The organism is Thalassovita gelatinovora (assembly GCF_001458355.1).
Lineage (GTDB): Bacteria > Pseudomonadota > Alphaproteobacteria > Rhodobacterales > Rhodobacteraceae > Thalassobius > Thalassobius gelatinovorus.
In genome coordinates this window covers 286,021-310,799 of the sequence record NZ_CYSA01000028.1, presented here as the reverse complement: position 1 = coordinate 310,799, position 24,779 = coordinate 286,021, and the positions used below count along the sequence as shown (strand labels likewise).

24 protein-coding genes, 1 tRNA gene and 1 other RNA gene are annotated in these 24,779 nt (G+C 58.5%); 12 read left to right on the top strand and 14 right to left on the bottom strand.

Translation table 11 applies throughout. The features are described from left to right. Nucleotides 1–406: transposase (locus TG4357_RS18915; RefSeq protein ID WP_199484683.1), on the top strand; the 406-nt coding region annotated here is incomplete at its 5' end. 28 nt (nt 407–434) lie between these two features. Here TG4357_RS18915 and TG4357_RS18910 read toward each other — a convergent pair. After that, nucleotides 435–722, bottom strand: coding sequence for a sll1863 family stress response protein (locus TG4357_RS18910; RefSeq protein WP_058264490.1), 288 nt, complete (start codon nt 720–722; stop codon nt 435–437). 407 nt (nt 723–1,129) lie between these two features. Between TG4357_RS18910 and TG4357_RS18905 the strand changes: the two genes are divergently transcribed. Both TG4357_RS18905 and TG4357_RS18900 read left to right on the top strand, forming a co-directional pair. Then, nucleotides 1,130–2,395, top strand: coding sequence for a DUF2254 domain-containing protein (locus TG4357_RS18905; RefSeq protein ID WP_058264458.1), 1,266 nt, complete (start codon nt 1,130–1,132; stop codon nt 2,393–2,395). Between the two features lie 142 nt (nt 2,396–2,537). Next, a complete protein-coding gene (locus tag TG4357_RS18900; RefSeq protein WP_058264457.1) occupies nt 2,538–2,786 on the top strand; it encodes a GlsB/YeaQ/YmgE family stress response membrane protein in 249 nt (82 codons plus the stop codon). A gap of 662 nt (nt 2,787–3,448) precedes the next feature. On the opposite strand, the gene TG4357_RS18895 is transcribed toward TG4357_RS18900, so the two are convergent. Further along, nucleotides 3,449–3,538, bottom strand: a tRNA-Ser gene (locus tag TG4357_RS18895). A gap of 128 nt (nt 3,539–3,666) precedes the next feature. Here TG4357_RS18895 and TG4357_RS18890 point away from each other — a divergent pair. After that, nucleotides 3,667–4,836: an AI-2E family transporter gene (locus tag TG4357_RS18890; RefSeq protein ID WP_082644207.1), complete on the top strand. Its 1,170-nt coding sequence runs from the start codon at nt 3,667–3,669 to the stop codon at nt 4,834–4,836. Between the two features lie 56 nt (nt 4,837–4,892). On the opposite strand, the gene TG4357_RS18885 is transcribed toward TG4357_RS18890, so the two are convergent. The 9 genes from TG4357_RS18885 to acuI all read right to left on the bottom strand — a co-directional run bounded on the left by TG4357_RS18885 (nt 4,893) and on the right by acuI (nt 15,772). Then, nucleotides 4,893–5,612 (bottom strand): alanyl-tRNA editing protein, encoded by a 720-nt coding sequence (locus TG4357_RS18885; protein WP_058264456.1) that lies wholly within the window; start codon nt 5,610–5,612, stop codon nt 4,893–4,895. Beyond that, nucleotides 5,612–7,996, bottom strand: coding sequence for a DUF3772 domain-containing protein (locus tag TG4357_RS18880; protein WP_058264455.1), 2,385 nt, complete (start codon nt 7,994–7,996; stop codon nt 5,612–5,614). The genes TG4357_RS18885 and TG4357_RS18880 overlap by 1 nt, the downstream gene beginning before the upstream one ends. Nucleotides 7,997–8,000: 4 nt before the next feature. Beyond that, nucleotides 8,001–9,035 carry a cysteine synthase A gene (locus tag TG4357_RS18875; protein WP_058264454.1) on the bottom strand — a complete coding sequence of 345 codons (1,035 nt, stop codon included), beginning with the start codon at nt 9,033–9,035 and terminating at the stop codon, nt 8,001–8,003. Nucleotides 9,036–9,089: 54 nt separating this feature from the next. After that, the gene (locus tag TG4357_RS18870; RefSeq protein WP_058264453.1) at nt 9,090–10,217 is read right to left on the bottom strand and encodes a gamma-glutamylcyclotransferase; all 1,128 of its coding nucleotides are present in this window, start codon (nt 10,215–10,217) and stop codon (nt 9,090–9,092) included. A 27-nt stretch (nt 10,218–10,244) separates the two neighbouring features. Further along, a complete protein-coding gene (locus TG4357_RS18865) occupies nt 10,245–10,685 on the bottom strand; it encodes a TrgA family protein (RefSeq protein ID WP_058264452.1) in 441 nt (146 codons plus the stop codon). Beyond that, nucleotides 10,685–11,896: an SAM-dependent methyltransferase gene (locus TG4357_RS18860; protein ID WP_058264451.1), complete on the bottom strand. Its 1,212-nt coding sequence runs from the start codon at nt 11,894–11,896 to the stop codon at nt 10,685–10,687. Before TG4357_RS18860 ends, TG4357_RS18865 begins: the two co-directional genes overlap by 1 nt. A gap of 77 nt (nt 11,897–11,973) precedes the next feature. After that, nucleotides 11,974–13,395, bottom strand: coding sequence for a cryptochrome/photolyase family protein (locus TG4357_RS18855; protein ID WP_058264450.1), 1,422 nt, complete (start codon nt 13,393–13,395; stop codon nt 11,974–11,976). Nucleotides 13,396–13,431: 36 nt separating this feature from the next. After that, nucleotides 13,432–14,652: an aminotransferase class V-fold PLP-dependent enzyme gene (locus tag TG4357_RS18850; protein WP_058264488.1), complete on the bottom strand. Its 1,221-nt coding sequence runs from the start codon at nt 14,650–14,652 to the stop codon at nt 13,432–13,434. Between the two features lie 127 nt (nt 14,653–14,779). Beyond that, entirely contained in the window at nt 14,780–15,772 is a 993-nt protein-coding gene (gene acuI / locus TG4357_RS18845) for an acryloyl-CoA reductase (RefSeq protein ID WP_058264449.1), read from the bottom strand. Nucleotides 15,773–16,004: 232 nt separating this feature from the next. Between acuI and TG4357_RS18840 the strand changes: the two genes are divergently transcribed. From TG4357_RS18840 to TG4357_RS18805, 8 genes are all read left to right on the top strand, one after another. Beyond that, nucleotides 16,005–16,739: a FadR/GntR family transcriptional regulator gene (locus tag TG4357_RS18840; RefSeq protein ID WP_058264448.1), complete on the top strand. Its 735-nt coding sequence runs from the start codon at nt 16,005–16,007 to the stop codon at nt 16,737–16,739. Nucleotides 16,740–16,904: 165 nt separating this feature from the next. Beyond that, nucleotides 16,905–17,255, top strand: a transfer-messenger RNA (tmRNA) gene (gene ssrA / locus TG4357_RS19240). A 92-nt stretch (nt 17,256–17,347) separates the two neighbouring features. Continuing rightward, nucleotides 17,348–17,773: an ester cyclase gene (locus tag TG4357_RS18835; RefSeq protein ID WP_058264447.1), complete on the top strand. Its 426-nt coding sequence runs from the start codon at nt 17,348–17,350 to the stop codon at nt 17,771–17,773. A 333-nt stretch (nt 17,774–18,106) separates the two neighbouring features. Then, nucleotides 18,107–18,568, top strand: a complete 462-nt coding sequence (locus TG4357_RS18825; protein WP_058264445.1) for an SspB family protein — start codon at nt 18,107–18,109, stop codon at nt 18,566–18,568. Nucleotides 18,569–18,673: 105 nt separating this feature from the next. Next, nucleotides 18,674–19,231: a class I SAM-dependent methyltransferase gene (locus tag TG4357_RS18820; protein ID WP_058264444.1), complete on the top strand. Its 558-nt coding sequence runs from the start codon at nt 18,674–18,676 to the stop codon at nt 19,229–19,231. A gap of 157 nt (nt 19,232–19,388) precedes the next feature. Beyond that, nucleotides 19,389–20,783 (top strand): class II fumarate hydratase, encoded by a 1,395-nt coding sequence (fumC, locus tag TG4357_RS18815; protein ID WP_058264443.1) that lies wholly within the window; start codon nt 19,389–19,391, stop codon nt 20,781–20,783. Between the two features lie 81 nt (nt 20,784–20,864). Continuing rightward, a complete protein-coding gene (locus TG4357_RS18810; RefSeq protein WP_074646958.1) occupies nt 20,865–21,038 on the top strand; it encodes a DUF4169 family protein in 174 nt (57 codons plus the stop codon). After that, nucleotides 21,035–21,259: a ribbon-helix-helix domain-containing protein gene (locus tag TG4357_RS18805; protein ID WP_058264441.1), complete on the top strand. Its 225-nt coding sequence runs from the start codon at nt 21,035–21,037 to the stop codon at nt 21,257–21,259. Before TG4357_RS18810 ends, TG4357_RS18805 begins: the two co-directional genes overlap by 4 nt. Nucleotides 21,260–21,267: 8 nt before the next feature. On the opposite strand, the gene TG4357_RS18800 is transcribed toward TG4357_RS18805, so the two are convergent. The 3 genes from TG4357_RS18800 to TG4357_RS18790 all read right to left on the bottom strand — a co-directional run bounded on the left by TG4357_RS18800 (nt 21,268) and on the right by TG4357_RS18790 (nt 24,720). After that, nucleotides 21,268–22,638 (bottom strand): cytochrome P450, encoded by a 1,371-nt coding sequence (locus TG4357_RS18800; protein ID WP_058264440.1) that lies wholly within the window; start codon nt 22,636–22,638, stop codon nt 21,268–21,270. Continuing rightward, entirely contained in the window at nt 22,635–23,846 is a 1,212-nt protein-coding gene (locus TG4357_RS18795) for a hypothetical protein (RefSeq protein ID WP_074646948.1), read from the bottom strand. Before TG4357_RS18795 ends, TG4357_RS18800 begins: the two co-directional genes overlap by 4 nt. Nucleotides 23,847–23,970: 124 nt before the next feature. Continuing rightward, nucleotides 23,971–24,720, bottom strand: coding sequence for a cytochrome c biogenesis CcdA family protein (locus TG4357_RS18790; RefSeq protein WP_058264486.1), 750 nt, complete (start codon nt 24,718–24,720; stop codon nt 23,971–23,973). Nucleotides 24,721–24,779 lie beyond the last annotated feature (59 nt).

Sequence of the window (24,779 nt, the reverse complement as noted above, 5' to 3'; positions counted from 1 at the left end):
CAGGGCGAAGGCGCATCTGCACGACATCTGGCAGGCCGAGACAAAAGCCAAAGCCAACGTCGCCTTCGACTTCTTTGTCGAAACCTATGGCGTGAAATGGGACAAGGCGGTGGCCAAGCTGGTCAAGGACCGGGACGCGCTGCTGACCTTCTACGACTACCCGGCCGAGCACTGGAAGCACATCCGGACGTCAAACCCGATCGAGAGCACCTTCGCGACCGTCCGGCACCGCACGAAACGAACCAAGGGGTGCCTCAGCCGCAAGACCGGTCTGGCCATGGCCTTCCAGCTGATGATGTCGGCGCAGAAGAAATGGCGAAAGCTCGACGGTCAAAACCGCCTGCCCGAGATCATTCAGGGGATTGAGTTCCGCGACGGGATCCGCCAACTTCAAACCGCCGCCTGATCATGCGTCACCAACTTTTGCCCATATCTCATTTGAACCTTTTCATGGCGCTTTGGAACGAGTTCGAGATGTTGTCCCAGGCTGATTGAAAGCCCTTGTTCATATCGTCCCAAGCGTCGTCAGATGCCTTTTGCGCCTCTTGCATCTTTGATTGTCCCTCATCGCGTTGCTTTCGCAATTCTTCGAGCTGTTTCTCGTATTCAATCTTTGCGTCGGCCTGAGATTCCTTGGCGCGCGCCTGCAACTTATCTATCTCTGCGTTCCACTCATCGATGTTCGCCTTCATTTTCTCAACGTATGCGTCACGGTCGCTCATGGCTTCAATCCTTGTTGTTAAGAAGTTGATGCTCGCACGTACCGCCATCAAAAACACCTGCAAAAGCGAAACCGAACCTCGAAATCGACCAAGCATCGTCGCCTCATGTACAAGCCAAAGACCGGGGTGCAGGCCCCTTAGCGCGTCCAGATGACAGACGCGCAGCGATGCTGTCGGTCGAATCATGTGCGACGGCGAAATCTGCAAGGCTCGTGCAACAGTGAGCGTTGACTCACCAGGACCTTTTTTGGCGCCTGCGGGTCCGGTGTGGTGACGGCGCTGGCATGACGTAAGTTGCTCCAGTATACAGATCGAGTGTCTACCTCCAGGACCTGGCTGCCACCGATCGCGTTCTCGCAAACCGTCGGACCAGGATTGCGCTTGGCGGACCGCAGCGAGGTAGTTCAATGTCTTCCAAAATTACCTGGCATCTATTGCGACAACTGCGCAAAGTTTGGGTCCGCGTCGCCTCTTTCGCAGTTTTGGCGATTGTGACGGCAGGCGTTGCCCAATTGGTTGCGCCTCTAATCCCCTCTGCCTGGACAGTAAAAATCGGCGCCGATTCAGTGGATCAGGTTCTCAGTATCGTCGCATCGTCGATGCTTGCCGTGACAACCTTCTCGTTGGCGATTGCAATCTCCGCTTTCTCGGCGGCCGCCAGCACCGCGACGCCGCGGGCGACGGCGCTGCTTCAGGAAGACCCAACCGCACAGAATGTTCTTGCGACTTTCCTGGGCGCGTTCTTGTTCAGCTTGGTTGGAATCATCGCGCTTCAAGCGGGGTATTACGACAGCGCGGGTCGCCTTGTCCTGTTCGTGGCAACCGCCGCGGTGATCGCGCTGGTCGTCTTGGCGCTGCTGCGGTGGATCAGCCACCTGATGACCTTCGGCAGAATGGGCGACACATTGGATCGTGTGGAAGCGGCCGCCATCACATCCCTCGAGAACCGGCTCAACAACCCGTTTCTCGGAGGTCGACCAATTACTGCCGGGATCCCGAACACCTGCCTTCCCGTGCTTTCGTGCGAGGCCGGATATGTTTTGCATGTCGATGTCGGCAAACTCGACACTGTTGCCGAAAGTTTGAAGGTCAAGGTTTGGCTCAATGCCTTGCCCGGGTCATTCGTGCACCAGGCAGTCCCCCTATTGCATGTAGAGCGAGAGATAAACGACGATGAAGCGCTGCAGAGGCTTCGGACTGCATTTACAATCGGCGCGGAGCGTAGCTTCGAGCAGGACCCACGTTTCGGATTGATCGTGATCTCTGAAATAGCCTCCCGCGCGCTGTCGCCAGCAGTGAATGATCCTGGGACGGCGATCAGCGTCGTCGGGCGGCTGGTGCGGATTTTGGCCCGCTGGAAAGACAACCCGGATGCGAAAATTGACCATAGGTCGGTGTTTGTGCCGGGAATAGAAGCTGCCGATGTAATCGTCGATGCTTTCCGACCCATTGTTCGGGACGGTGCATCCTCGGTAGAGGTCCAACTTCGTGTCCAGAAGGCGTTGCATGCGCTGGCGGAGATCGCGCCCGACGTGTTTGCGGAACCGGCATCCGACATGGCCGCCGATGCCCTGTCGAGGGCACAGAAAGCCTTGACCGAGAGCGAGTACCGGCTTCTTGAACAGGTTTCTGCGGTCAAACTGAGACAGGACACGCGGCATGAGCCATCATGACGTCATCCGCCCCGCCATGATGCCAGCTTGTTCATTAACTTTCCCGGTTTGTCAAAGCGGCGTACAAAAACCTTCATGCGATTTCTGGTCCTCCTCGCAGTTATCCCAAAAGGGACCAAAGTAAAAAAGAAAGGAAATTATAATGGAGTTGGGAATTCTTGGCTCGATCATTATCGGGGGACTCGCAGGGTGGATCGCCAGCATGATCATGAAAGCGGATACCGGCCTGTTCCTCAATATCATCCTCGGTATCGTGGGTGCGATAGTTCTGAATCTAATACTGGGTTGGATCGGGATCTACGCTGAGCAGTCTTGGCTTCCGCAGCTTTTCGTTGGGGCTGTTGGGGCGGCGCTACTGATTTGGAGCTACAGGGCGATCAAGTCGAGCTGATAGAACAAGGTCTCACTGGCGAGCGAGAACGGCATGTCCAAGGTGTTCTGAGAACGACCGAAATGATGGGATTGCCGCTCTGCTCGACCAGCTGGATGACGATCCGTTTTCATTTCGCTGCTTTCGCCCGCCGCTTCGATGGAACTGAACCTAGACGGATTGCCATCCTGTAAACGGTCGCTTGGGGATGTTGTGCTGCGCTGGCGCAATGCGGTCACTGGCTTAACCGCAGGGACTTAGAAAATTTTTCTGCACTGGCATCAATCCAGTTAGTGCGTCCACCGAACGTTGGCCTTGTTTCTATTCACGCCTGCTTTCCGCACGCGAATGGGATGCGAACCAACCCCACTAATCCGCCGACTTACGCTGGCACCCCGAGCAACGCGCCTACCGTGTGTTCTGGCTATGTTGTCATCGATGTCGTTCGGAACGCGCGTTTGGGTTTTGGCGGGCCTTCAAGTCAGGCCGTTGAAAAGTAACATCAAAAGTGGACCGAACCGGAATGGACGAGGTTCGCCCAAACTGAGACTGAGGGCCATTCTGAGCCCAGCTTCGGACAGGCGGCGCGTCTATGAGGTTCGGTCGCTTCCCGCAAACCCCTTTGATAACACGGAAAAATCCGTGCCCGTCAGGGCGGTGTCACTGGTTCGCAATGGGGATAATGGCGGAGAGACAGGGATTCGAACCCTGGAGACGGTCTCCCGCCTACACACTTTCCAGGCGTGCGCCTTCGACCACTCGGCCACCTCTCCGTAGGCGCTCTCATACAATCAGATTCCCTGTGTTTGCAACCCCAACTTCATCACTGCGCCGTTGTATCCCGGACCCGCATGGAACATAATTCCCCAAAACCCTGATTGCAGCCGGAAAATCCCGCGATATGAACCAAAGTCCCCGCCGTCCGTCCCGTCCGCGCCGCCTGCCGGTTGTGGATCGGCACAATACGCAACTTGATCGGGTGCAGACCGGGGCACTGCTGATCATTGCCTTTGCGGTAGTGCTGTTTTTGCTGGTCCAAGCGCGGTTTCTACTGATTTCGCTGGCCACCGCCATCGTGCTGTTTTCACTGACCAGCGATGCGATCAACTTCATCGCGCGGCAACGGATCGGACCGGTCCGCATTCCCAACATAATCGCGTCGCTGCTGGCTCTGATCCTGATTTCGACCACACTGCTGACCACCACGTCGATTATCCTCAGTCAGATCAACACGGTACTGACCACGACCCTAGCCTATGCCGAAAGCGCCCCAAAGGCGGTGGCGGCGATGTTTTCCTGGTTAGGGCAAGATGTGGAACAGGCGGTGTTCAAATCGGTCAGTTCGATCAATGTCTCGTCTTACCTGAGCACCGCAGCAAGCCAGGCCGGCAATCTGATGTCGGCCACGGTCTTGGTGATCCTTTTTGTCGGCTTCCTGTTTGCCGAACGGATCTGGTTTTCCACCAAGCTGGTGAACTTCGTCGGCGGCGACCCGGATCAGGCCGAACGGATCGGTCAGGTGATGAGCACGATCATCCACCGGGTCAACTATTACCTGTTGGTCAAAACACTGGTCAGCGCGGTCACCGGCGGCATGGTTTATATTATTGCCGAACTGTTCAAACTGGAACTGTCAGCGGCGCTTGGCATCCTGACCTTCGTGCTGAATTACATCCCCAATATCGGGTCGATCGTCGCAACGGTTCTGGTCGCATTGGTGACCTATGTCCAGATCGGCGAACCGGCCCCGACGGCGGTGATCTTCTTCATTGTCGGCACGATCCAGTTCGTCAACGGCAGCATCATCGACCCGATGCTGATGGGCCGCGCTTTGCGGCTCAGCTCGTTCGGCATCATCATCAATCTCGCTTTCTGGGGCGCAGTCTGGGGTCTGCCGGGGATGTTCCTGTCGGTGCCGATCATGGTGGCGATGCTGATCATCTGCAGCCAAGTGCCCGAATTGCGCCCGATCGCCATCCTGTTGTCGCGGCAGGGATTGCCTGAGACCCAGACCGAGGCCGAACTCAAAGCCGAAAAATTCAACCACCCCGACATCGGGCCGGAAGGCTGACCGAAAAAGCCCAACAAGGCCAGCCTGACGAAACTTGGTCCAGTACCGTATAGTGCTCAGTCGTCCAGCAACAACGCCACCCGGCGGTTCTGCCGTCCCTTCTTTTCGATCTTGCCCAACAACACCCGACCGATTTCGCCGGTACGCGCCACATGGGTGCCGCCGCAAGGTTGCAGGTCGATCTGATCTTCACCCTGCCCGATCCGCACCAACCGTACCCTGCCCTGCCCCATCGGCGGCATCACCGACATAGTTTTCACCAACCCCGGATTTGCCTTCAATTCGTCATCGCTGATCCAGTCCTCGGTCACCGGCAGGTCGCGGTCGACCAGATCGTTCAGCGCCGCCTGAACCGCATCGCGATCCTCTGGCGCCTCGGGCATGTCGAAATCCAGCCGTCCCTTTTCTGCCCCGATACTGCCCCCAGAAACCGGAAAAGGCAGCACCACGGACAGCAGGTGCAGCGCAGTATGCACCCGCATATGCCGGTGCCGCCGGTCCCAGTCGAGTTCCTGTTCGACCAAAGTACCCGGCATCGGCAAGGTGCCGGGCTCCGCCGGTACCAATACGATGTCATCCCCATCACCCTTGACCGTGGTGGCGATGATCATTTCGCCGCCGTGCCAACTGATCCGGCCGCTATCGCCGGGTTGACCACCGCCGGTGGCATAGAAAACCGTTTGGTCCAGAACGATCCCGCCTTCGGGCGTCTGCGCCAAAACCGTACCCGGCGCGCGGCGCATATAGGCATCTTCGCGGAACAACAGGCGGGTCATCAGCTTTCTCCTTCGGTCTTGTCATCGGCGTCATCGGGCTTCGCGTCGGGACGCAGCACTTCGGGGTTGCGCAGCCAGATATCGCGCTGCGCAAAGGGTATCTCGATGCCCTCTTCGGCAAATTTGCGGGCAATCTCGTGATTCAGATCGGATTTGACTGACAGGCTGAAATTCACGTCGCGCAAAATCGCGCGGATTTCGAAATCTAGTGAATCCGCGCCAAACCCTTTGAACAGAATTCCTGGCTTGGGGTTGATCAGCACCATCGGGTGCGCTTCTGCCAATTCGCGCAGGATCGCTTCGACTTTGCGCGTATCGGTACCATAGGCCACGCCCACCGGCAGAATGACCCGCCCGACGGTGTTGCCGCGGGTGTAATTGGTCACCGTGCCGCTGACCAGATCGGCATTGGGCACGATCACATCGGTGCGGTCGAAGGTTTCGATCCGGGTCGAGCGCACCGAAATATCGCGCACATATCCCATCTGGCCACCGACCTCGATCCAGTCGCCTTCGGTGATCGGTCGCTCGATCAGAAGAATGATTCCTGAGACGAAATTCGACACGATGTTCTGCAAACCGAAGCCGATGCCAACCGACAACGCGCCGGCGACGATGGCGATTGAACTCAGGTCGATCCCCGCCGCCGTGATCGCGATCAGTGCCGCGACCGTCACCCCGACATAACCGATTCCAGCAACAATCGCGTTTTGCCCACCCGGATCGATCCGCGTCTTGGGTAGAACCGATCCCTTCAACGCCCCCTGCAACACGCGGGTCACCACATAGCCGATGGCAAAAATCAGGGCAAATGTCAGGAAATCGGTCGGTGAAATCCGCGTACTGCCGACCTGAAATCCTTCCAGGAACCGGCTCCACAATTCGGTCAGATCAGCCACCCGCGCGCCCCAGACCAGCGCCAGCAGCGGCAGCGCCGCCAGAACCAGAACGAAACCGATCAACACCGGCACCAAGGCTTCGCCGCGCTCCTCACCCCGCGGCACCGCCAACGCATAAAGATCTTCGATGAATTGCTGCAGCACCAGAACAAGGGCCAGAAGGCCAATGGTCATCACGGTGGGATACAACATCGCATCGGCGGCGGCGCGGTACCCGATCGCCGACAGGACCGGGCTGGCTATCCCGACCACCAGTGCCCCCTGCGCCAACCCGCGCACCGCGCTCAGCCGGTACCGCCCCTGCTCGCTGTCTTCTGTGGCGGGCGGGGCCACACGATTGAGCAGGAACCGCGCCATCTGGGTCAGTTGAGCACTGATCAGCACCGTGATGGGAAATTCCAGCACCACAGAAGCCTCGGCACTTAGCCCTGTCACTTCGCCGAACAGCCTGATCGCCGACCCGAGCACCAGCGCCAGCGCTAACAGATTGATATGCCGCCGCGCCGCCGGGCGTAGTCTTTCTTCCAGATCAAACGGTGCCCGCTGCGGCAGATAGGGGAACAGCCGGTCGCTGATCCACAGCACCACCAGCAGGACACCACCCCAGATCGGAATCGCCGAAATCAACTGTTCGGCGCGCAGCCCGGCAAATCCGCTCTGGTGAACAGCCGCCACCAGCAGCGACAGCCCGGCCAAGGGCATCACCACCTTGATCAGTGAAACAACGAAGTTCAGAACGTCCTTACCGCGTTCAACCCGGCCCATCAGATGCGCCGATAGCCGCGAAGTCCAGCGCCGCCCCCGCAGCAGCAAGACCAGCCCCAACAAAGTAAACGGAACGATCACCAGCAAATTCTGACGGAATTCATACTGGCGCAATTCGGTGTTCCAGTTGGTCTGCACCTCGGCCCCCAACACCACCAACCCCTCGACCGATTCCGTCAGCGCCGTGTTCCAGTGCAGCGGATTCAGCGGCGACGGCCCCAGATCGAGCAACGCTTCGGTCTGCCGCTCGCGGATGATCTGATCAATTTCACTGATCACCCCATTGGCGCGGGAATAGGCTTCGGCCGCTGCCAGAACCGGGGCCTGCAATCGCGCCAACTGTGCATTCAGGTCGGCCCGTCGACTGGCAATATCGACACTTTCGTCACCGGTCTCAGGCTCCGGACCCAGCACATCCAACTGCGCCTGCAATGTGGCAATGCGATTGCCACTTGCGTCCTGCGCCTTCAAGAAACTTTCGCGCCAAGTGACAATTTCGGCGCGCAAATCTTCCAGCGCGCGGTCCGACGCCTTGCCAGCCTCGACCGCCGCTTCGGCGCGTTTGGCGGTACTTTCCCAAACCTCGTAATCAAGGGCGGCTTCGGACACGGTAACCTCCGTGTCCTGCTGCGCCTTCCCCGAACCTGCGGCAAAGGTGAGCCCAAACGCCAGAAGCAGCGCCAGTACCAACCGCAACAGATCCCGCGCGCCCCCTACCATGATCTTACGGAGTCTCGAAAACCGACGGCGGCGTCGGCAGGTCTCGGGTCAGCCATTCGGGCTGCGGCAGTTCCCTTTCGGCCAGGAACTGCGGATTGAACAGCTTGGATTGATAGCGGTTGCCGTAGTCGCACAGCACCGTAACGATGCTGTGACCCGGTCCCATTTCCTGCGCCAGACGCATCGCCCCGGCGATATTGATCGCCGATGATCCGCCAAGACACAGGCCCTCTTCCTGCAACAGGTTGAACACCACCGGCAGCGCTTCCTCATCGGGAACCTGATAGGCGAAATCCGGGGTGAACCCTTCCAGATTTGCGGTGATCCGGCCCTGCCCGATCCCTTCGGTGATTGAACTGCCTTCGGATTTGAATTCACCGGTCTTGTAATAGCTGTACAGCGCAGCACCCATAGGATCTGCCAAAGCGACCTTGACCCCTTTCGGCTGCAACGCCATGCCGATCCCGGCCAACGTCCCGCCCGATCCTACCGAACAGATGAAGCCATCCACCTTGCCATCCATCTGGTCCCAGATTTCCGGCCCGGTGGTCTCAACATGGGCCTGACGGTTAGCGACATTGTCGAACTGGTTGGCCCAGATCACGCCATTGGGTTCCGTCTTGGCCAATTCATTGGCCAACCGTTCTGAATAACGCACATAATTGTTAGGATTCTTGTAGGGGGCCGCCGGCACCTCGACCAACTGCGCGCCCGCCAGACGGATCATGTCCTTCTTTTCTTGGCTCTGGGTTTCGGGAATGACGATGACGGTCTTGAACCCCATCGACGCCCCCACCAGCGCCAGACCGATGCCAGTATTGCCTGCGGTGCCCTCAACGATAGTGCCGCCGGGTTTCAACCTACCCTTGGCAACCGCGTCACGAATGATGAACAGCGCTGCGCGATCCTTGACCGATTGACCGGGGTTGAGGAATTCGGCCTTGCCATAGATATCACAACCGGTTTCTTCGCTTGCCCGTTTCAGACGGATCAGCGGGGTGTTTCCGACCGCCTCGGCCAGATCATTGGCAATACGCATGTCATCAGTTCCTTTATCGTTCCGGAGAAGGTTTAGGCGGGCTTGGCCCAGACCTCAAGCTTCTGCGCGCAACCCATCACGTTTCCGTGCCAGCCAATTCAGCGCCAAAGCCATCGGTGTCACCCGGATCCGACCCTGATCCAGCAGCGCCATCGCCGCGTTGAAGTTCAGGATATGGCTGCGAATGTCTTCGTCCTCGCTGATCATCCCACCGGTGTCGGATTCATGGTCAGCCAAATCTGCAAGTCCGAGATAAATATGATAAAATTCGCTCGAACATCCGGGCGAGGCATAGCCGAGATGAATCGGAATCAGTGACTTCAACACCAGCCCCGACTCTTCCAGCGCTTCGCGTCTGGCGCAGTCTTCGGGGCTTTCACCGGCATCGACACGCCCAGCGATCGGTTCGATCTGCCATGGGCAATGATCGCCGCGTGTCCACGGCCCGGCACGGAACTGTTCCAGCAACAACACCCGATCATGGACCGGATCATAGGGTAGAACCAGCGCTGCATCCGTTGCCACGAAGGTCGCGCGCAGCACCTCCTCGCTCAGACCACCGTCGAACCTGCGAAATTGCAACCGCTGTTCCTCGACGGAAAAATAATTGGCATAGGGTCGGGTCAGCCCATGGGCCACCACGTCGTCTTCGGTCAATCCACTTGGCGTTTCCACTGGCATTTCATCGCGGGCAAGGACCCAACTGGCGGCGCGGGCATGGATCATGCCATAGATCCGGCCCAGTTCCAGCGGGTTCTTCTGACCTTTATACCCCATCACCTCATCCGCCGCGCGGCAATTGATCCGACCCCATTTATCCGCCCATTGTTCCAGATCGAAATCTGCACCGGGTTTGTATTCGTTTTCCGGAGGCCACCAGATCAAAGCCTCGATCGGGCCGCCATCCCCCTCGACCCGCACTGGGCCACGATTATAACCAAAGACTTTTTCATAATAATCCAGCCGGTCCAGATCCGTCGCGCTCAACCCGCGCAGCAATATACCCTCTGCCGCCTGTCCATCTTCGGCAAAGATCAGTGGGAACGCCTGTCCTTTGGCCAAGCAGGTGCGATACCCTTGCAACCGTGCGCGCGAAACGGACAGATGATCGGTGGCCCGCCCCAGTACGGTTTCAAGCAGCGGCAAATGGCGCAGCGTGCCATAGACGAAAATGTCAGTCATGAAAGCAGTATCCCGAGAAGCCTGAATCTATCGCCAGACGCTATTTATCACTTCGGTGATGATAGCAATCGCGACTCCGCCGGCAATCAGAATCAAGGCAATATTCGGGTTCAACACCAACGCCCCGTATTCGGCCCCAATGCGAAACATATCCTCGATCCCCTGCAACGGATCCTGATAGGCCCGGCGCATCGACAGCCGCAGCATTTCGTTCAGGGCGTGAACGAAAAGTCCGAAAAACACCAGACCGACAATCGCGGTGATGCCATTGCTGATTGCGCTGACCAACCCAGCCCCCGCCTTGGCCCCGATCATCCGCCACCCTATGATCAGGCCAAGCGCGGTGTTGACGTAATTGAACCAACCGAAAACCGTGCTTTCTGGCATCAATGGGCGCAACATATCAGATACTACCCAACACAGGGCCGCCATCAGAGTCGCAGAAAACAGACGGGCAGCAGTCAGCATCAATTAGCAGGCCTTTGAATGGTGATCTGTGTCACGTCACAGTTTCCGCCATGAAACGCCCCCGCACAAGAGGTCAGGTAGAAATTCCACATGCGCTGGAACCGGTCGTCGAACCCAAGTGCGGCAACCTCCTCCCAGCGGGCGTTGAACCGGTCATGCCAGCGCCGCAGCGTCTGGCTATAGCTTTCACCGAATTCCATCGACCCGATTTCGGTCAGTTTGGCCTTGGCGATTTCCGCGCGCAGCGCAGTTGCGCTGGGTAACATGCCGCCGGGGAAAATGTATTTTTGGATGAAGTCCACACCCTTTCTATATCTTTCAAAACGCTTTTCTTGAAGCGTGATGATTTGCAAAGTGGCGTTTTTTCCGGGCTTCAGGCACTCGCGCACCTTGTTGAAATAGACCGGCCAGTATTTTTCACCCACCGCTTCGAACATCTCGATACTCGCGATGCCATCGTAGCGCCCGGTCTCATCGCGGTAATCCTGCAGCCTCAGATCAACAAAGCCTGATAGTCCAGCCTTTTCAATTCGTTGCCGCGCGTAATTCAACTGCTCCTGAGAAATGGTAAGGCCCGTCACCCGCAGCCCCCGTTGACCCGCAGCATATTCTGCAAACCCACCCCAGCCACAGCCGATTTCCAACACGTGGTCGCCTTCCTTGGCCCCCATCCGATCGATCATCGAGGCGTATTTCGCCTTCTGTGCCACTTCCAGACTTTCCTGTCCGGTGTCAAACAGGGCGCTGGAATAAGTCATCGTGTCGTCCAACCACAGAGAATAGAAATCGTTGCCCAGATCGTAATGATAGCTGATGTTCTTCTTGGCTTGTTTCCGGCTGTTGGAGTTCATCAAATGGCGCATTCGTTCATAGGCGCGCACCAGAAACATACCTGGGAATCCTTCGTATACGTCATCATTGCCCGAATGCAGCAGGTCCAGAAAGGCTTGCAAATCGGGCGTATCCCACCAACCTTCCAGATAAGCATCACAAAACCCAAGATCGCCTTCTCGGATCAGCCGGGCGAAGGTATCTTCGTTCCTGATCCGCAATTCGGCCACATATCCGGGCTCCTTGCCCTCGGCACGATAAATGCGCCCGTCGGGCATCACGAAATCCAATCGCCCCTTAGCCATGCGTTTGGTGACATCAAAGACTTGGGCGAAATAACGTGGCAGATTGCTTTGATTTTCAGTCGTTGTCAGGATCATTCCGCTAACTCCCCTCAGCGAATTGATCACAGGCTGGCAAGAAAATTCATTTCGGGCAAGGATTTCATGGGTTTCCGCTAGAAACCGCGGTTTTGATAGGCGGCAAGCGCCCGTTCACGCCCCTTTGCGGCACTGACAATGGGCGTCGGATAGGGGTTCCCGGCCCGCATGTTCCATGATTTGGGAATCGCGTCAAAGTAGGAAAGTGCGGTTTCGCTCGGCTCCGCTTGCCCTTCTGCGATCCAACCCCGGCGATAGCGCCCGTCGGGATCGAATTTCTTCAATTGCAACTCCGGATTGAACACCCGGAAATAGGGCGCGGCATCCGGCCCGGACCCGGCTGCCCATTGCCATCCCATCGCATTCGACGCCGGGTCCCAATCGGTCAGACAGTCGGCGAACCAGCGTTGCCCGATCCGCCAGTCGGTCATCAAATGCTTGCTAAGATAGGACGCCACAATCATCCGGCCCCGGTTATGCATCCGCCCGGTGACATACATTTCCCGCATCGCCGCGTCGACAAAGGCGATGCCGGTTCGACCCTGTTTCCATGCGATGACATCGGGATGCTGGTCGTCCTGGTTCCAGGGAAAACCATCCCATTCCTGCCGCCAGTTTCGGGTCAGGATATGCGGTTCGTGAAACATCAGGTGATAGGCGAATTCGCGCCAGACCAGTTGCTTGAGAAATGTTTCCGCCCCCACAGCCCCGTCCTGCCACAAGGCCCGCCCCCGGTGCCAGATCTGCCGCGCACTGATCTCGCCACAGGCCAGCGCCTCGCTGAGCCCCGACGTTGCCGGACGCGACGGGATATCACGGCCTGCGCTATAACCTGACAAACCATCGTCACAAAACGTTTCCAGCCGCTCCCATGCCGCCTGTTCACCCAATGACAGATAGGGCCGCACCACGGATACCCCGCGCCCCATCCGGTGCCGTGCCGCCCAAAGCTGCAAATCGTCCGCCTTTGGCCAGTCCTGCGGTGAACGCAGCTGAGCCGGTGCCGGGGCCGAAGCGGCCACGCTCAATTGCCGGACCGATCGCCAGAACGGTGTGAACACACGATACCCGCCGCCGCTGCCCTTGGCCACGGTCCAAGGTTCGAAGCACAGGTTTCCGGGGAAACTTTTCACTTCAATACCAAGGGCTTTTAGGTCACTCTTTATATTGGTATCGCGGGTAATTTCATCAGGATGATAGGCCCGGTTCCAATAGATGCCAGTAGCCCCGGTTTCTGCCACCAACTGTTGCAAAATCTGCCGCGCAGATCCGATGCGAAACAGCACCCGACTGCCGACCTGCCGTAATACCCGGTCGAAATGGGCGACGCCCAACTTCAATCGCCAGTCCGGCGCGGCCCCCAGATCCTGCATCATCTCATCGGCAATGAAGACCGGGATCACCGGCCGCCCGCTTGCCACTGCCGCCGCTAGCGCCGGATTGTCGCCCAACCGCAGATCCCGCCGCAGCCAGACCAGTACCGGAATATTGTCACCCATCCTTACCGTCCTTGAAACCCGGAGTGTTCCAAGGGGTTATAGAACGCGTTCAAGCGCCTTCAACAGCTGCGCAATCTCGTCGGGGCTGGTGTAATGTACGAAACTCAGCCGCAACACGCCCTGTTGCGGGTCAACCCCCATCGCCTGCAACGCGCGCACCGCATAGAAATCGCCTGCCCCGGCCATTATCCCCTGCGTCGCCAGTGCCTCAGCGACCGGCATCGCCGGACGGCCCAGATCGACCGCCACCGTGGGGGCACGGCCCTTGGCCTGCGCCGGGCCCAATAGCCGCAGATCATTGCGCGCCGACAGGAAATCCAAGACCGGTTGCAACAGCGCGACCTCGTGGCCGCGCATCAGGTCATGCACGCCTGCGCCCCGCTCTGCCGGGCTGCCGCTCACCCCATGGTGATCGGCCAGCAGGTCGATATAGTCCACCATCCCGGCGCAGGCCGCCACTTGGGCATGATCCGGCCCGGCCGGGGTAAACCGTTTGTACAAGACACCCGCGTTGAAATAATGCCCCTGGTTCGGCAACTGGTCACCCAATGCCCGACGGATCACCATGACACCCTGATGCGGACCATAGGTCTTGTAGGATGAAAACAGGTAGATATCCGGCCCCAGCATACCGACATCGGGAATGCCATGCGGCGCATAGCTGACCCCGTCCACGCAAACAAAGGCCCCAGCGGCGTGGGCCATGGCGGTAATTTCCACCACCGGGTTGATTTCGCCCACCACATTGGAACACTGCGGAAAACAGACCAGTCGTACTTTTTCATCCAGCAGGGTTTCCAGATCGGCAGGATCAAGATGCCCGGTTGCCGGATCAATCAGCCATTCGCGAATCTCGATCCCGTCCTCGGCCAAGCGCCGCCACGGGCCGGTATTGGCTTCGTGATCCTGATTGGTCACCACGATCGCCTCGCCCGGTTGCAGCCATTGCCGGAACGCCTGCGCCAAAACATAGCTGTTTTGCGTCGTTGACGGGCCGAAACTGACTTCGTCAGTGTCCACCCCCATCACCGCAGCTAACCGGGTCCGCGCCTCGTCCATTTCCTCACCGGCCAGACGGCTGGCCTTGTAATGGCCATAGGGCTGCACCTTGCGTTGATGGTAGAACCGGGTCAGCCGCGCAATCACCGGGGCACAGGTATAGGACCCGCCGGCATTTTCGAAAAATGCCTGTCCCTGCAGGGACGGCTCGGCAAACGCGGGAAACTGTGCCCGCACGAATTCAATATCCAATGTCATGGACAAGACTTGCCGCTGATTTCGCAGCGGGTCAAGCACCGCTGCAGGCGACTGCCCGCCTTTGAGCGAGCAATCGAGAAGGCGGCGCATATTTGACGCCGCCCCCGGTGTTAATATCCGATCAGGCTCAGCCGTTCACGTCGACCACGACGCGGCCCTTGACCTGACCTTTCAGAATATCGGCCCCCAGCTTGGGCAGATCAGCCAGCGTCGCGGGCTGCACCATCGCTTCCAGCTTGTCCATCGGCAGGTCGGTGACGACCCGGTTCCACGCCCGAAGCCGGTTTTCATAAGGTTGCATCACCGAATCGATGCCCAGCAGATTGACCCCGCGCAGCAGGAAAGGGATCACCGTGGTCGGTAGCGCCGCGCCCCCGGCCAAACCGACCGCCGCAACCGAACAGCCGTATTTCATCTGCCCCAGCACCCGCGCCAGCATCTCGCCGCCAACCGCGTCGACACAGCCCGCCCAAGTCTCGGACTCCATCGGCCGCTTGATGGCCTCGGCCAATTCGGCACGCGCCACGATCTGACTGGCTCCCAGCCCGCGCAAGTAATCTTCGGTTTCCGGCCGCCCGGTCACGCCGGCAACCTCGTACCCTAGATGCGCCAGTATCGCGGTGGCAACCGACCCGACTCCACCTGCGGCCCCGGTGACCAGAACCGGCCCGTGCTTGTCCCGAAGCCCGTGGTCTTCCAGCGCCATTACCGACAGCATCGCGGTCAACCCGGCGGTGCCCACCGCCATCGCCTGTTTGGGGCTCAACCCTTCGGGCAGCGGCACCAGCCAATCGGCCTTGACCCGCGCCTTCTGGGAATAACCGCCCCAATGCGCCTCGCCGACGCGCCAGCCGGTCAGAACCACCTTGTCGCCGGGCTTGTAGCGATCATCGTCAGAGGTTTCGACCGTTCCGGCAAAATCAATGCCCGGCACATGCGGATAGTGCCGTACCAGCCCACCGCCATTGGGGCTTAGGCACAACCCGTCCTTGTAATTCACCGTGGAATATTCGACGGCGACGGTCACATCGGCCTGGGGCAGATCGTCCAGCCCGATCTGTTTCACCCCGGCATGGGTTTTTCCGTCTTCGTCTTTGTCGACGATCAATGCGTTGAACATGATGTTTTCCTTCGATTAAGCTGGCGGGCTACGCCGCAGTATAACTCCAAGGGGTGTGAGCCCCAAATCCATCGACCGGACCTTGATCCAACCGTTCTCGATACAATCCGGCGACACAGGCTTCGCGCTGGCATCCAACACCAATTCCACTTGCTGACTTGCCAGCTTGCCACCGGTCCGGTTAAATGTCTGACAAATGATCCGCGCCCCCGCAAGGCCAAATGTCTGACAAATGAAAAAATCCTCGACCATCCCCGCCGACCTCTCTGCTCGAATTGCCGGTGAAATCCGCGACGCCATCATTTCGGGACGGTTGATCGTCGATGAAAGGCTTCCCTCCGAAGCCGAACTGGCCAACCAATTCAAGGTGTCGCGCCCTACCGTACGCGAGGCGCTGAAACGATTGGCCGCGCAATCCCTGATCCGCACCCAACGGGGGGCGTCCGGCGGAGCATTCGTAAATCGATTGCGGTTCGAAGATGCCTATGGGCAGATGATCACCACCTCCACCCTGTTGTTATCGATGAATGAGGTCAGCTTCGATGTCGCCTGCGAAGCCCGATTCGCGATGGAACGTGCCTGTGTGCCGCTGGCCACGGCGCGGCGCGACGCGGCGCATCTGGAACGCATGCGCATCGAACTGGATCGACAGGCGCAACCCGATCTGACCGACGAAGATTTTTGCAGCTCGGACGTGGCATTTCACCGGGCGCTGGTGGATGGGGCCGGCAACCCGGCACTGTCCTATCAACTGGCCGGTGTCGTCGAAGGCATGCTGCCGTTGATGAACATGATCACCTTTACGGCGCGATCACGGGAAAACATCCAACAACTCCACGGCGAAATCTTTGATGCGCTGGTGCGACGGGACAGCGATTCTGTCACGAATGCGCTGAGCGAACTGGAACGTTACACTTTGCGACTGGGCCGACAGGTGATTGTCGCTCGGAACAAAAAAAGTGATTGACCCTGATCGACTAAATCCTCTTGGAATGGTCAATCGAAGCTGCTTTTTCCAACAGGTAATGCCCTAAAACCTCGACTGCTTCGTTCAGCCGGCGATACTGGCGGGTCTTGCTAAGGCTGCAATCGTCGCAACAAATAGCACGAAATCCGCACGCCTTTCCGCTGCCCCCTTTTCACCGCCACGCATCGCGCCTATATATGAGATGTCTCTTCGGGGACTATGGACATAAACGCGCTCGTAATAAGCGGATCGGACCCGGGGGCGGTACCCGGCGGCTCCACCAAATATCCCTTATTGGGGGATCATGGGGCCGAAATAGGATCGACGAACGTCTAAAGGGGTTTGCTTTGTTCCGGTGAGATACCACCGTTATCGGTTCATATAGTACAATTGCCAATAACAATCGTGCTCCGATGGCTCTGGCTGCGTAAGCAGTTCGAGTTATCGAAACTTAAGCCCTTGCGCCTAGCCGCGTAAGGCGGGGTTCGCAGGTACCTGGCAACAGAAACCTGCACTTTCCCCACTCGACAGCTTCATCGCTCTTCAGCCTTCGGTAATGTCTTGCCGTTACCCTGTCCCTTTATCGAGGATTTGGACAGGAGGGTCCGATGACGAATTCAGAAATTTTGGAAGCATTCTTCAGCCGCGTCTGGGAACATGGCGACCTCAATGCGATTGATGACCTTTTTATTCCCGACGCTCATGCCGATGGCATTTTGCCGGATATGGGACTAGGACCGGATGAATTCAAAGTCCTTGTCGCCACGGTGCTGGAATTGATCACCACGCCCAAAGTGACGATGAACAAAATCATAGAGCAGGGAAATTGGGCCGCCGGTTTTCTGTCAGTCGAGGCGGAAAAACGCGACATGCGCACGCCGATCCATATTACCTTGATGGTGTTTTGCCGTTTCCGCGACGGCAAGATCGTCGAAGCCTATAATAACGTCGACTATATCAGCTTCTTCGAACAGATGGGAACATTGCCGGAAAACACCATTGCGATGGGTATGTCGGGGATGGAAATCGCCTGACGGATACCGCCTTGGACGCTGAACCGGTCGGTTCGCTGGTCAACCTGGTCCTGATAATCGGCCGGATCTGCCTGCTGTCTTTTGTCGGCTCGGCGGCACAGATTGCCCTGACGCACCGCGAAGTGGCCGGAAACCGTGATTGCTGGGTGAACGGCAATTCCTCTCTGCCCTGTCCTTTTGCATGCTTCGTCCGGCACCCGAAGCGATGCAATTGGCCAGTACACTGACCAGCGCGCTGACCGGTTCCGTCAAACCACAGAATTTTTTCCGCTGCTCTCTTTTGTTTTGTCTTGAATCGCTTATGCTCAGTGCAAGACTTGAAAGGGTGAAAGCATGTCGCGCAGCATTGATTATGGCAACCTGATGCATCGGGCCATGCGGGGCCTGATTCAAGAGGTTCTGCAGGATGTCTCGGATCACGGTCTTCCCGGGGCGCATCATTTCTTTATCACCTTCGACACCACCCACCCGGCGGCACAGCTGGCTGACTGGCTGCGTGAACGCTACCCCGAAGAAATGACGGTGGTGATGCAGCATTGGTATGACAACCTGTTGGTCGAAGACGACGGTTTCCATGTCACGCTGAATTTCGGCGATCAGCCGGAGCCGCTGTACGTGCCCTATGACGCGATCAAGACCTTTGTCGATCCGTCGGTTGAATTCGGCTTACGGTTTGAAAGCGCCGAAGATCACGAAGACGGCGAAGATCCAACACCGCCAGAAGACGACACCCCCGAAGACGACCACAATCCACATGATGCAGAAGTCGTCAGCTTGGATAGCTTTCGCAAATAGCCCTGCACAGTCATGAAATTTTCATGACAGGCTAAATTCGTAGTCAAACGGTTACATCGCCTTGCCACTTTCTGCGCATTATATTGCAGATGGAAGGCAACCAGCATGGCAAGCGATTTCGCGGTATTTCTTGGTGAAATGATACGCCGCCCGACCGAGGTCGTGGCGATTGCGCCGTCGTCGGCTGCCGTGGCGCGCCGGATGACCGAAGGGGTGGAACAGGTGCAAGGCCCGATTGTCGAAATCGGCCCGGGCACCGGCAGCTTCACGCGTGCGATCCTCGACCGTGGCGTCGCGCCGGAACGGCTGACCCTGATGGAAATGAACCCGCGTTTTTGCGAAACGCTGCGGGAAAAATTTCCCGGCGTGACGGTGTTGAACCGTCCGGCGCAGGATATCGAACGGATCGGACTGCGCGATATCGGCGCGGTGATTTCCGGCGTGCCGGTTCTGGCCCGGCCGCAAATTCAGCGTGACGTCGTCGGTCGCGCCTTCCGGGTGATGGCGCGGGACGGCTTTTTCACCCAGATCACCTATAGTGCCAACGCACCGATTTCGCCCGACATGCAGGCCGAACTGGGCCTGCGCGCCGACAAGCGTGCCACCGTCTGGGCCAACCTGCCGCCTGCGCGGGTCTTTAGCTTCTACCGGGCCAGCCATTAAACTCCGCACCTTCGGGGCGGGCATGGGCCTGCCCCGCTTTTATCTGTGATCGGTCCCACGATTATGTGCCTCTGTTAGCGGTATCCAATAGCATACAGTATTGCAGTTTGCGCTTCATGCGTTATGACAATCCTGACTTGATATACCGGAGGACACGATGGCTCAAACCCGCACAGAAACCGACAGCTTTGGCCCGCTCGAGGTCCCCTCAGACAAATATTGGGGCGCCCAGACCCAACGATCTATCATGAATTTCCCGATCGGCTGGGAACGCCAACCGGTGCCGATCATCCGCGCGCTTGGCGTGGTCAAGAAAGCCTGCGCGCAGGCCAATAAAGAACTTGGCACGCTGGACGCCGAAATCGCCGATACCATCATCGCTGCCGCCAGCGAAGTGATCGACGGCAAATTCGACGACAATTTCCCGCTGGTGGTCTGGCAGACCGGGTCTGGCACCCAGTCGAACATGAACGCCAACGAAGTGATTTCCAACCGCGCCATTGAAATGCTCGGCGGCGAAATGGGTTCAAAAAAACCGGTCCATCCCAACGACCACTGCAACATGGGGCAATCATCGAACGATACTTTCCCCACCGCGATGCATGTCGGCATCGCCATGCAGGCGCGCGACGTGCTGCTGCCTGGTCTGACCAAACTGGCCGCCGCGCTGGAAGCCAAGTCTGAAGACTTCAAGGACATCATCAAGATCGGCCGCACCCATACCCAGGACGCGACCCCGCTGACCTTGGGACAGGAATTCGGCGGCTATGCGCATCAGGTCCGCATGGGCATCAAGCGCGTCGAAATGTGCCTGCCGGCAATTTACGAACTGGCGCAGGGCGGTACCGCCGTGGGCACCGGTCTGAACACAAAAAAAGGTTGGGCGGAAATGGTTGCGGCGAACATGGCCGAAATCACCGGCCTGCCCTTCGTCACCGCGCCCAACAAGTTCGAAGCCTTGGCCGCGCATGACGCGATGGTGATGTTCTCTGGCGCGTTGAAAACCGTTGCTGCGTCGCTGTTCAAGATCGCCAATGACATGCGCCTGCTGGGGTCTGGCCCGCGGTCGGGTCTGGGCGAACTGATCCTGCCGGAAAACGAACCCGGGTCGTCGATCATGCCCGGCAAGGTCAACCCGACCCAGGCCGAAGCGCTGACCATGGTCTGCGCCCATGTCATGGGCAACGATACCGCCGTCGGCATTGCTGGAAGCCAGGGCCATTTCGAATTGAACGTCTATAACCCGATGATGTCCTATAACGTTCTACAATCGATGCAGCTTCTGGGCGACTCGGCTTCGGCCTTCACCGACAATATGGTGGTGGGCACCAAGGCGAACGAAGCGCGGATCGAAAAGCTGATGAAGGAATCGTTGATGCTGGTAACGGCGTTGGCCCCGACGATCGGCTATGACAACGCCACCAAGGTGGCCAAGACTGCGCATAAAAACGGCACCACTTTGAAAGAAGAAGCAATCGCGCTCGGCTTTGTCGATGCGGAAACCTTCGACCGGATCGTGCGTCCCGAAGACATGATCGGTCCCAAGGACTGATTGCGCGGGTACATTGACAATCAAGGGCGGTCCATCGCGGCCGCCCTTTTCTTTTGCCCCCACCCGTTTCATAGTCTGGCCATGAGAAAACCGGTCAACCTCAATCAGTTCCGCAAACAGAAGGCTCGGGCCGACAAAAGGACCCGCGCCGATGAAAACGCGGTAAAATTCGGCCGGTCCAAGGCCGAAAAATCGCTCGACACGGTGCGGGTCGAAAAAGCCGCCCGCGACCTAGATGGAAAAAAACGCGAATGAGCGCCCCGGTCAAGCGGTCGCTGACCCTGCGCGGCCATCGCACCAGCGTGTCGCTCGAAGATGAATTCTGGCAAGCTTTCCGCGACATCGCCGCAGAACAGGACAAGCCGATCAATGCCCTAGCCGCCGAAATCGATGCCGTGCGCGATCTCGACAGCGGGTTGGCCTCGGAAATTCGGCTATATGTGCTGCGCCACTACCGCGACAGACAGACTGACTGACTGACATCCTAGCGTGGTGTCAGTTTAAGCCAAATCCCATCCTTGCCCCGTACAGTCAGGTGCGCCACCGGCATGGCTGGCCGGTCTGGCACCAATTCAAACCGATACGCGCGCAACAGCATCGCCAGAATGATCGGCCCTTCGGCCATCGCAAACCCGGCCCCGGGGCAAACCCTTTGGCCGGCGGAAAACGGGATATAGGCGCTGCGCAGGCAGGCCTTACCGTTTTCAGTGGCAAAGCGCGCCGGGTCGAATTCATCCGGCCGGTCCCACAACCGTTCCTGCCGGTGAAGGTGCCACGGGCTTAGCACGATCTGACTGCCTTTTGGCACATCACGATCGCGGAAATGTTCTGGGCATGCCGCCTGTCGCACCATCATCGGCACCGGCGGATAAAGCCGCAGCGCCTCGCGGAACACATCCCGGGTGACCCGCAGCTTGGACAGGGTCGAAAAATAAGCCTTTTCCGGCTCGATCTCTTGCGTTGCCTCGGCGGCGACCCGATCCTGCCAATCGGGATGCATTGCCAGCAGATACAGCGCCCAAGCCAGTGCAGAGGCGCTGGTTTCATGCCCCGCCAGAAAAAAGATCGCGACCTGATCAACCATTTCTTCAGTGTCGAAGCGGTCGCCGGTCACCGGATCAGCGGTGGTCATGATCTTGGTAGCCAGATCATCCGGCGCGCAGCCCATCTCGATCGCCTGCATCCTTTCCGCAGTCAGTTGGGTGATCAACTGCCGGATCACCTTTGCCGTCTGTTTGGTACGCCGCCGGTGAAACCGCGGCATCCAGCGCGGCAAGGGCAGGAACGCACCAAGATTCAGCACCGGTTGTGTGCGCTGATGCTCCCGGAATTCATGGAACACCTGCCCCGCCACCTGATGTTCGATCGGGATCGAAAACAGGGTGCGGAAAATCACGTCCGCTGCCGCGTGGCTGGTCTGCGCCTCGATTTCGACCGGGGTGCCGGTGGCCAGAGGAGCCAACCTCTCGACCGCCGCCACCGCAGCATCCCACATCGCCGGGAAGGTATCACGCATCCGCCCGCCTTCAAAAGCTGGGTCGATGATCCGCCTTTGCCGCTTCCATAATTCCCCATTGGTGACGAACACCGAATTGCCTAACAGGGGCCGCAACCCTTCGCCGACCCGGTTCGATTTTGGAAAATCGTCGGGCCGATGGCGCAGCACCAGATCGACCAGGTCGGGATCGTTACACATGAAGGAGCGGAAAAAAGGCGTGCGGAATTCCGCCATCCAGGCGCGGTACAGCCGCTGTGGTTGCGCCGACAGGATATCCTGACGGAACAATTGCAGATATCGCCACAGCGACACCCGGTCAGGCCGCGCGGGGGGTTTGGGTGGTAGCGTGCCGGTCACGGCGCGACCGAGGTGAATTTGTTTACCGCCGCCGTGATCCGCGATTGCGACGGCTGCCGGTCGGCAAACCGGCGCGACAGGGTCAACGGTCCGGCGGTGATACGGAAATAATCGTAATCACCGGGCCGATCAAAGGCGCAAAGATATTGAAAATGCAGCCGAAAAAACCGCCAGCGCAGTTCTTTCCAGCGCTCCGGACTCAGCGTCTGGGTAAAGGCCGCCGAAATCACCAGCGGCCAGCGCGCCTTTTGCGTCGCTACGCCGGACACGCCAACCGGATCGCACAGCGCAAAGGCACAGCCATCGCCCGGCGCTGTCACATCCAGCCAAAATAGCTCGTCACGTTCCGACAGAAAGCGCAGGTCGGCGCGCAGCCGCTGCGCCTTGGGCAGAAACGACACCATCGGCACCACCTGCCCCAGCGACAGGAAATTCAGCGCCGGACCATCACTGGGAATCCGCCCCTGCCGGATCAGATCCGACAGCAGCGACACCGCCAGATGTGCGCCTGACGAATGCCCCACCACCAGAACCTCATCGACATCCGTTTGCAGCGCCGCCGCGATAATGTCGGTGAATTCGGCCATCCGCGCCTCGAGTTCGGGCGAATTGGCCCCCTTGGACCGGGCCGAATAGGCATAATCATGCATCAGGTAATAGGCGAAAAACTTGTTATCGTGCTTGCGGAACCAGCCCAGAACGAACGGCACCACCACCACCCCAGCCCAGGCCGCCCACGGATGGATCAACGCCAAACCGCGCCCGATCCCCCAAGCCAGTGCCAGCGCCAACGCCAACTGCCCCAACAGGAAAACGATTGGATAAAGCGCCGCAATCACCGGCCCCTTGCGCAGCCGCATCAACCGCCACAGCGCCCCCGATCCGATATAGGCCCAAGCAGTGCGGACAAGCTGCAGATAGGTCGCCGCGATCCCCTGTTCCATGCTGTCGCGCACGATATCGGCCCAATACAGCACCTCGATATCGGTCTCGATCGCCTGATCTTCGATCAGCGCGGAAACATGCCACCCATAAGGCCCCTTGGTGGTTTTCGGTTTCAGCCCGATCTCGTAGCCGGAAATTTCGGCCTGACGGGCGGATTCCTTGCGATAAAGCTCGCGATAACGGCGCGGATGAATCGGATCGTAACCGGGGATGTAGAACACCCGGCGGGATTTCACATGTGAATCTGTGGCACTGCTCATCATTCGCCTCTTGGGCGTATCATAGCGCAGAATTCAGACAGGAACAGGGCTTATCAATGGCCCCATCCGGGCCTTCAATCAATGACGCAGAAGGCCCCTTGGGCGGTATCGGTTGGGGGGCAGCCCCTTAACCCAGCGTCGCCAAGGACGGCACATGTTCCAGCAACCAGTAGGAAAAAGCCGAAAAACCCCCGGTCAGCATCAACAACCCGATGGTCCACAGCAGCAAACCCATGATCTTTTCGATCCGCTCCATATGCTGTTTCATCCACCCCATCACGCCGCCCAGACGCGGCAGGAAGGCGGCGACCAGCAGGAAAGGTACCCCAAGTCCAAGCGCATAAACCGCCAACAGAACCGTCCCCCGCGCCACCGATGCCTCGGAGGCGGCCAATGACAGGATCGCGCCCAGCTGTGGCCCGATACACGGCGTCCAGCCAAAGGCAAAAGCCAGCCCTAAAACATAAGCGCCAAAAGACGACCCGCCGCGATCACCGGCATCGATACGGGCTTCACGGTCCAGAAACCCGATCCGGTAAACGCCGATGAAATGTGCGCCAAAGATCATCACCAGAATACCGGCGATGCTATTGAACCAACCTTGATAGCTGAGAAACAGCGAACCGATGGCCGAAGCGGTAAAGCCAAGGAACAGAAACACTGTGGACAGACCCAACACAAAGAACAGCGCGGGCACCAGCGCCCGGTTCTTCGCCTGCCGATCGGACAATTCACCCAGCGAGACCCCTGACATATAGGCCAGATAGGGCGGAACGATGGGCAATACACAGGGGCTTAGGAAGGAAACGATCCCCGCCATCAGTGCCACAAATATCGCAGGCAACAATCCTGCGTCGATGATTTCTATTCCAAACATGATATCCGTCTTAAGCGATTGTCCCGCAGCCGTCACCTGACGCGTTGTCACAACATTGT

Bases quoted from the DNA above. Each gene is read 5' to 3' on its own strand.
- TG4357_RS18870 (WP_058264453.1), bottom strand. From the start codon at position 10,217: ATGACTGACATTTTCGTCTATGGCACGCTGCGCCATTTGCCGCTGCTT.
- TG4357_RS18840 (WP_058264448.1), top strand. From the start codon at position 16,005: ATGAAAAAATCCTCGACCATCCCCGCCGACCTCTCTGCTCGAATTGCC.
- TG4357_RS18860 (WP_058264451.1), bottom strand. From the start codon at position 11,896: ATGATCCTGACAACGACTGAAAATCAAAGCAATCTGCCACGTTATTTC.
- TG4357_RS18885 (WP_058264456.1), bottom strand. From the start codon at position 5,612: ATGACCCGCCTGTTGTTCCGCGAAGATGCCTATATGCGCCGCGCGCCG.
- TG4357_RS18855 (WP_058264450.1), bottom strand. From the start codon at position 13,395: ATGGGTGACAATATTCCGGTACTGGTCTGGCTGCGGCGGGATCTGCGG.
- TG4357_RS18850 (WP_058264488.1), bottom strand. From the start codon at position 14,652: ATGACATTGGATATTGAATTCGTGCGGGCACAGTTTCCCGCGTTTGCC.
- TG4357_RS18825 (WP_058264445.1), top strand. From the start codon at position 18,107: ATGTCGCGCAGCATTGATTATGGCAACCTGATGCATCGGGCCATGCGG.
- TG4357_RS18865 (WP_058264452.1), bottom strand. From the start codon at position 10,685: ATGCTGACTGCTGCCCGTCTGTTTTCTGCGACTCTGATGGCGGCCCTG.
- TG4357_RS18890 (WP_082644207.1), top strand. From the start codon at position 3,667: ATGAACCAAAGTCCCCGCCGTCCGTCCCGTCCGCGCCGCCTGCCGGTT.
- TG4357_RS18790 (WP_058264486.1), bottom strand. From the start codon at position 24,720: ATGTTTGGAATAGAAATCATCGACGCAGGATTGTTGCCTGCGATATTT.
- TG4357_RS18805 (WP_058264441.1), top strand. From the start codon at position 21,035: ATGAGCGCCCCGGTCAAGCGGTCGCTGACCCTGCGCGGCCATCGCACC.
- TG4357_RS18810 (WP_074646958.1), top strand. From the start codon at position 20,865: ATGAGAAAACCGGTCAACCTCAATCAGTTCCGCAAACAGAAGGCTCGG.
- TG4357_RS18905 (WP_058264458.1), top strand. From the start codon at position 1,130: ATGTCTTCCAAAATTACCTGGCATCTATTGCGACAACTGCGCAAAGTT.
- TG4357_RS18795 (WP_074646948.1), bottom strand. From the start codon at position 23,846: ATGATGAGCAGTGCCACAGATTCACATGTGAAATCCCGCCGGGTGTTC.
- TG4357_RS18835 (WP_058264447.1), top strand. From the start codon at position 17,348: ATGACGAATTCAGAAATTTTGGAAGCATTCTTCAGCCGCGTCTGGGAA.
- TG4357_RS18900 (WP_058264457.1), top strand. From the start codon at position 2,538: ATGGAGTTGGGAATTCTTGGCTCGATCATTATCGGGGGACTCGCAGGG.
- TG4357_RS18820 (WP_058264444.1), top strand. From the start codon at position 18,674: ATGGCAAGCGATTTCGCGGTATTTCTTGGTGAAATGATACGCCGCCCG.
- TG4357_RS18910 (WP_058264490.1), bottom strand. From the start codon at position 722: ATGAGCGACCGTGACGCATACGTTGAGAAAATGAAGGCGAACATCGAT.
- TG4357_RS18875 (WP_058264454.1), bottom strand. From the start codon at position 9,035: ATGCGTATTGCCAATGATCTGGCCGAGGCGGTCGGAAACACCCCGCTG.
- TG4357_RS18880 (WP_058264455.1), bottom strand. From the start codon at position 7,996: ATGGTAGGGGGCGCGCGGGATCTGTTGCGGTTGGTACTGGCGCTGCTT.
- acuI (WP_058264449.1), bottom strand. From the start codon at position 15,772: ATGTTCAACGCATTGATCGTCGACAAAGACGAAGACGGAAAAACCCAT.
- fumC (WP_058264443.1), top strand. From the start codon at position 19,389: ATGGCTCAAACCCGCACAGAAACCGACAGCTTTGGCCCGCTCGAGGTC.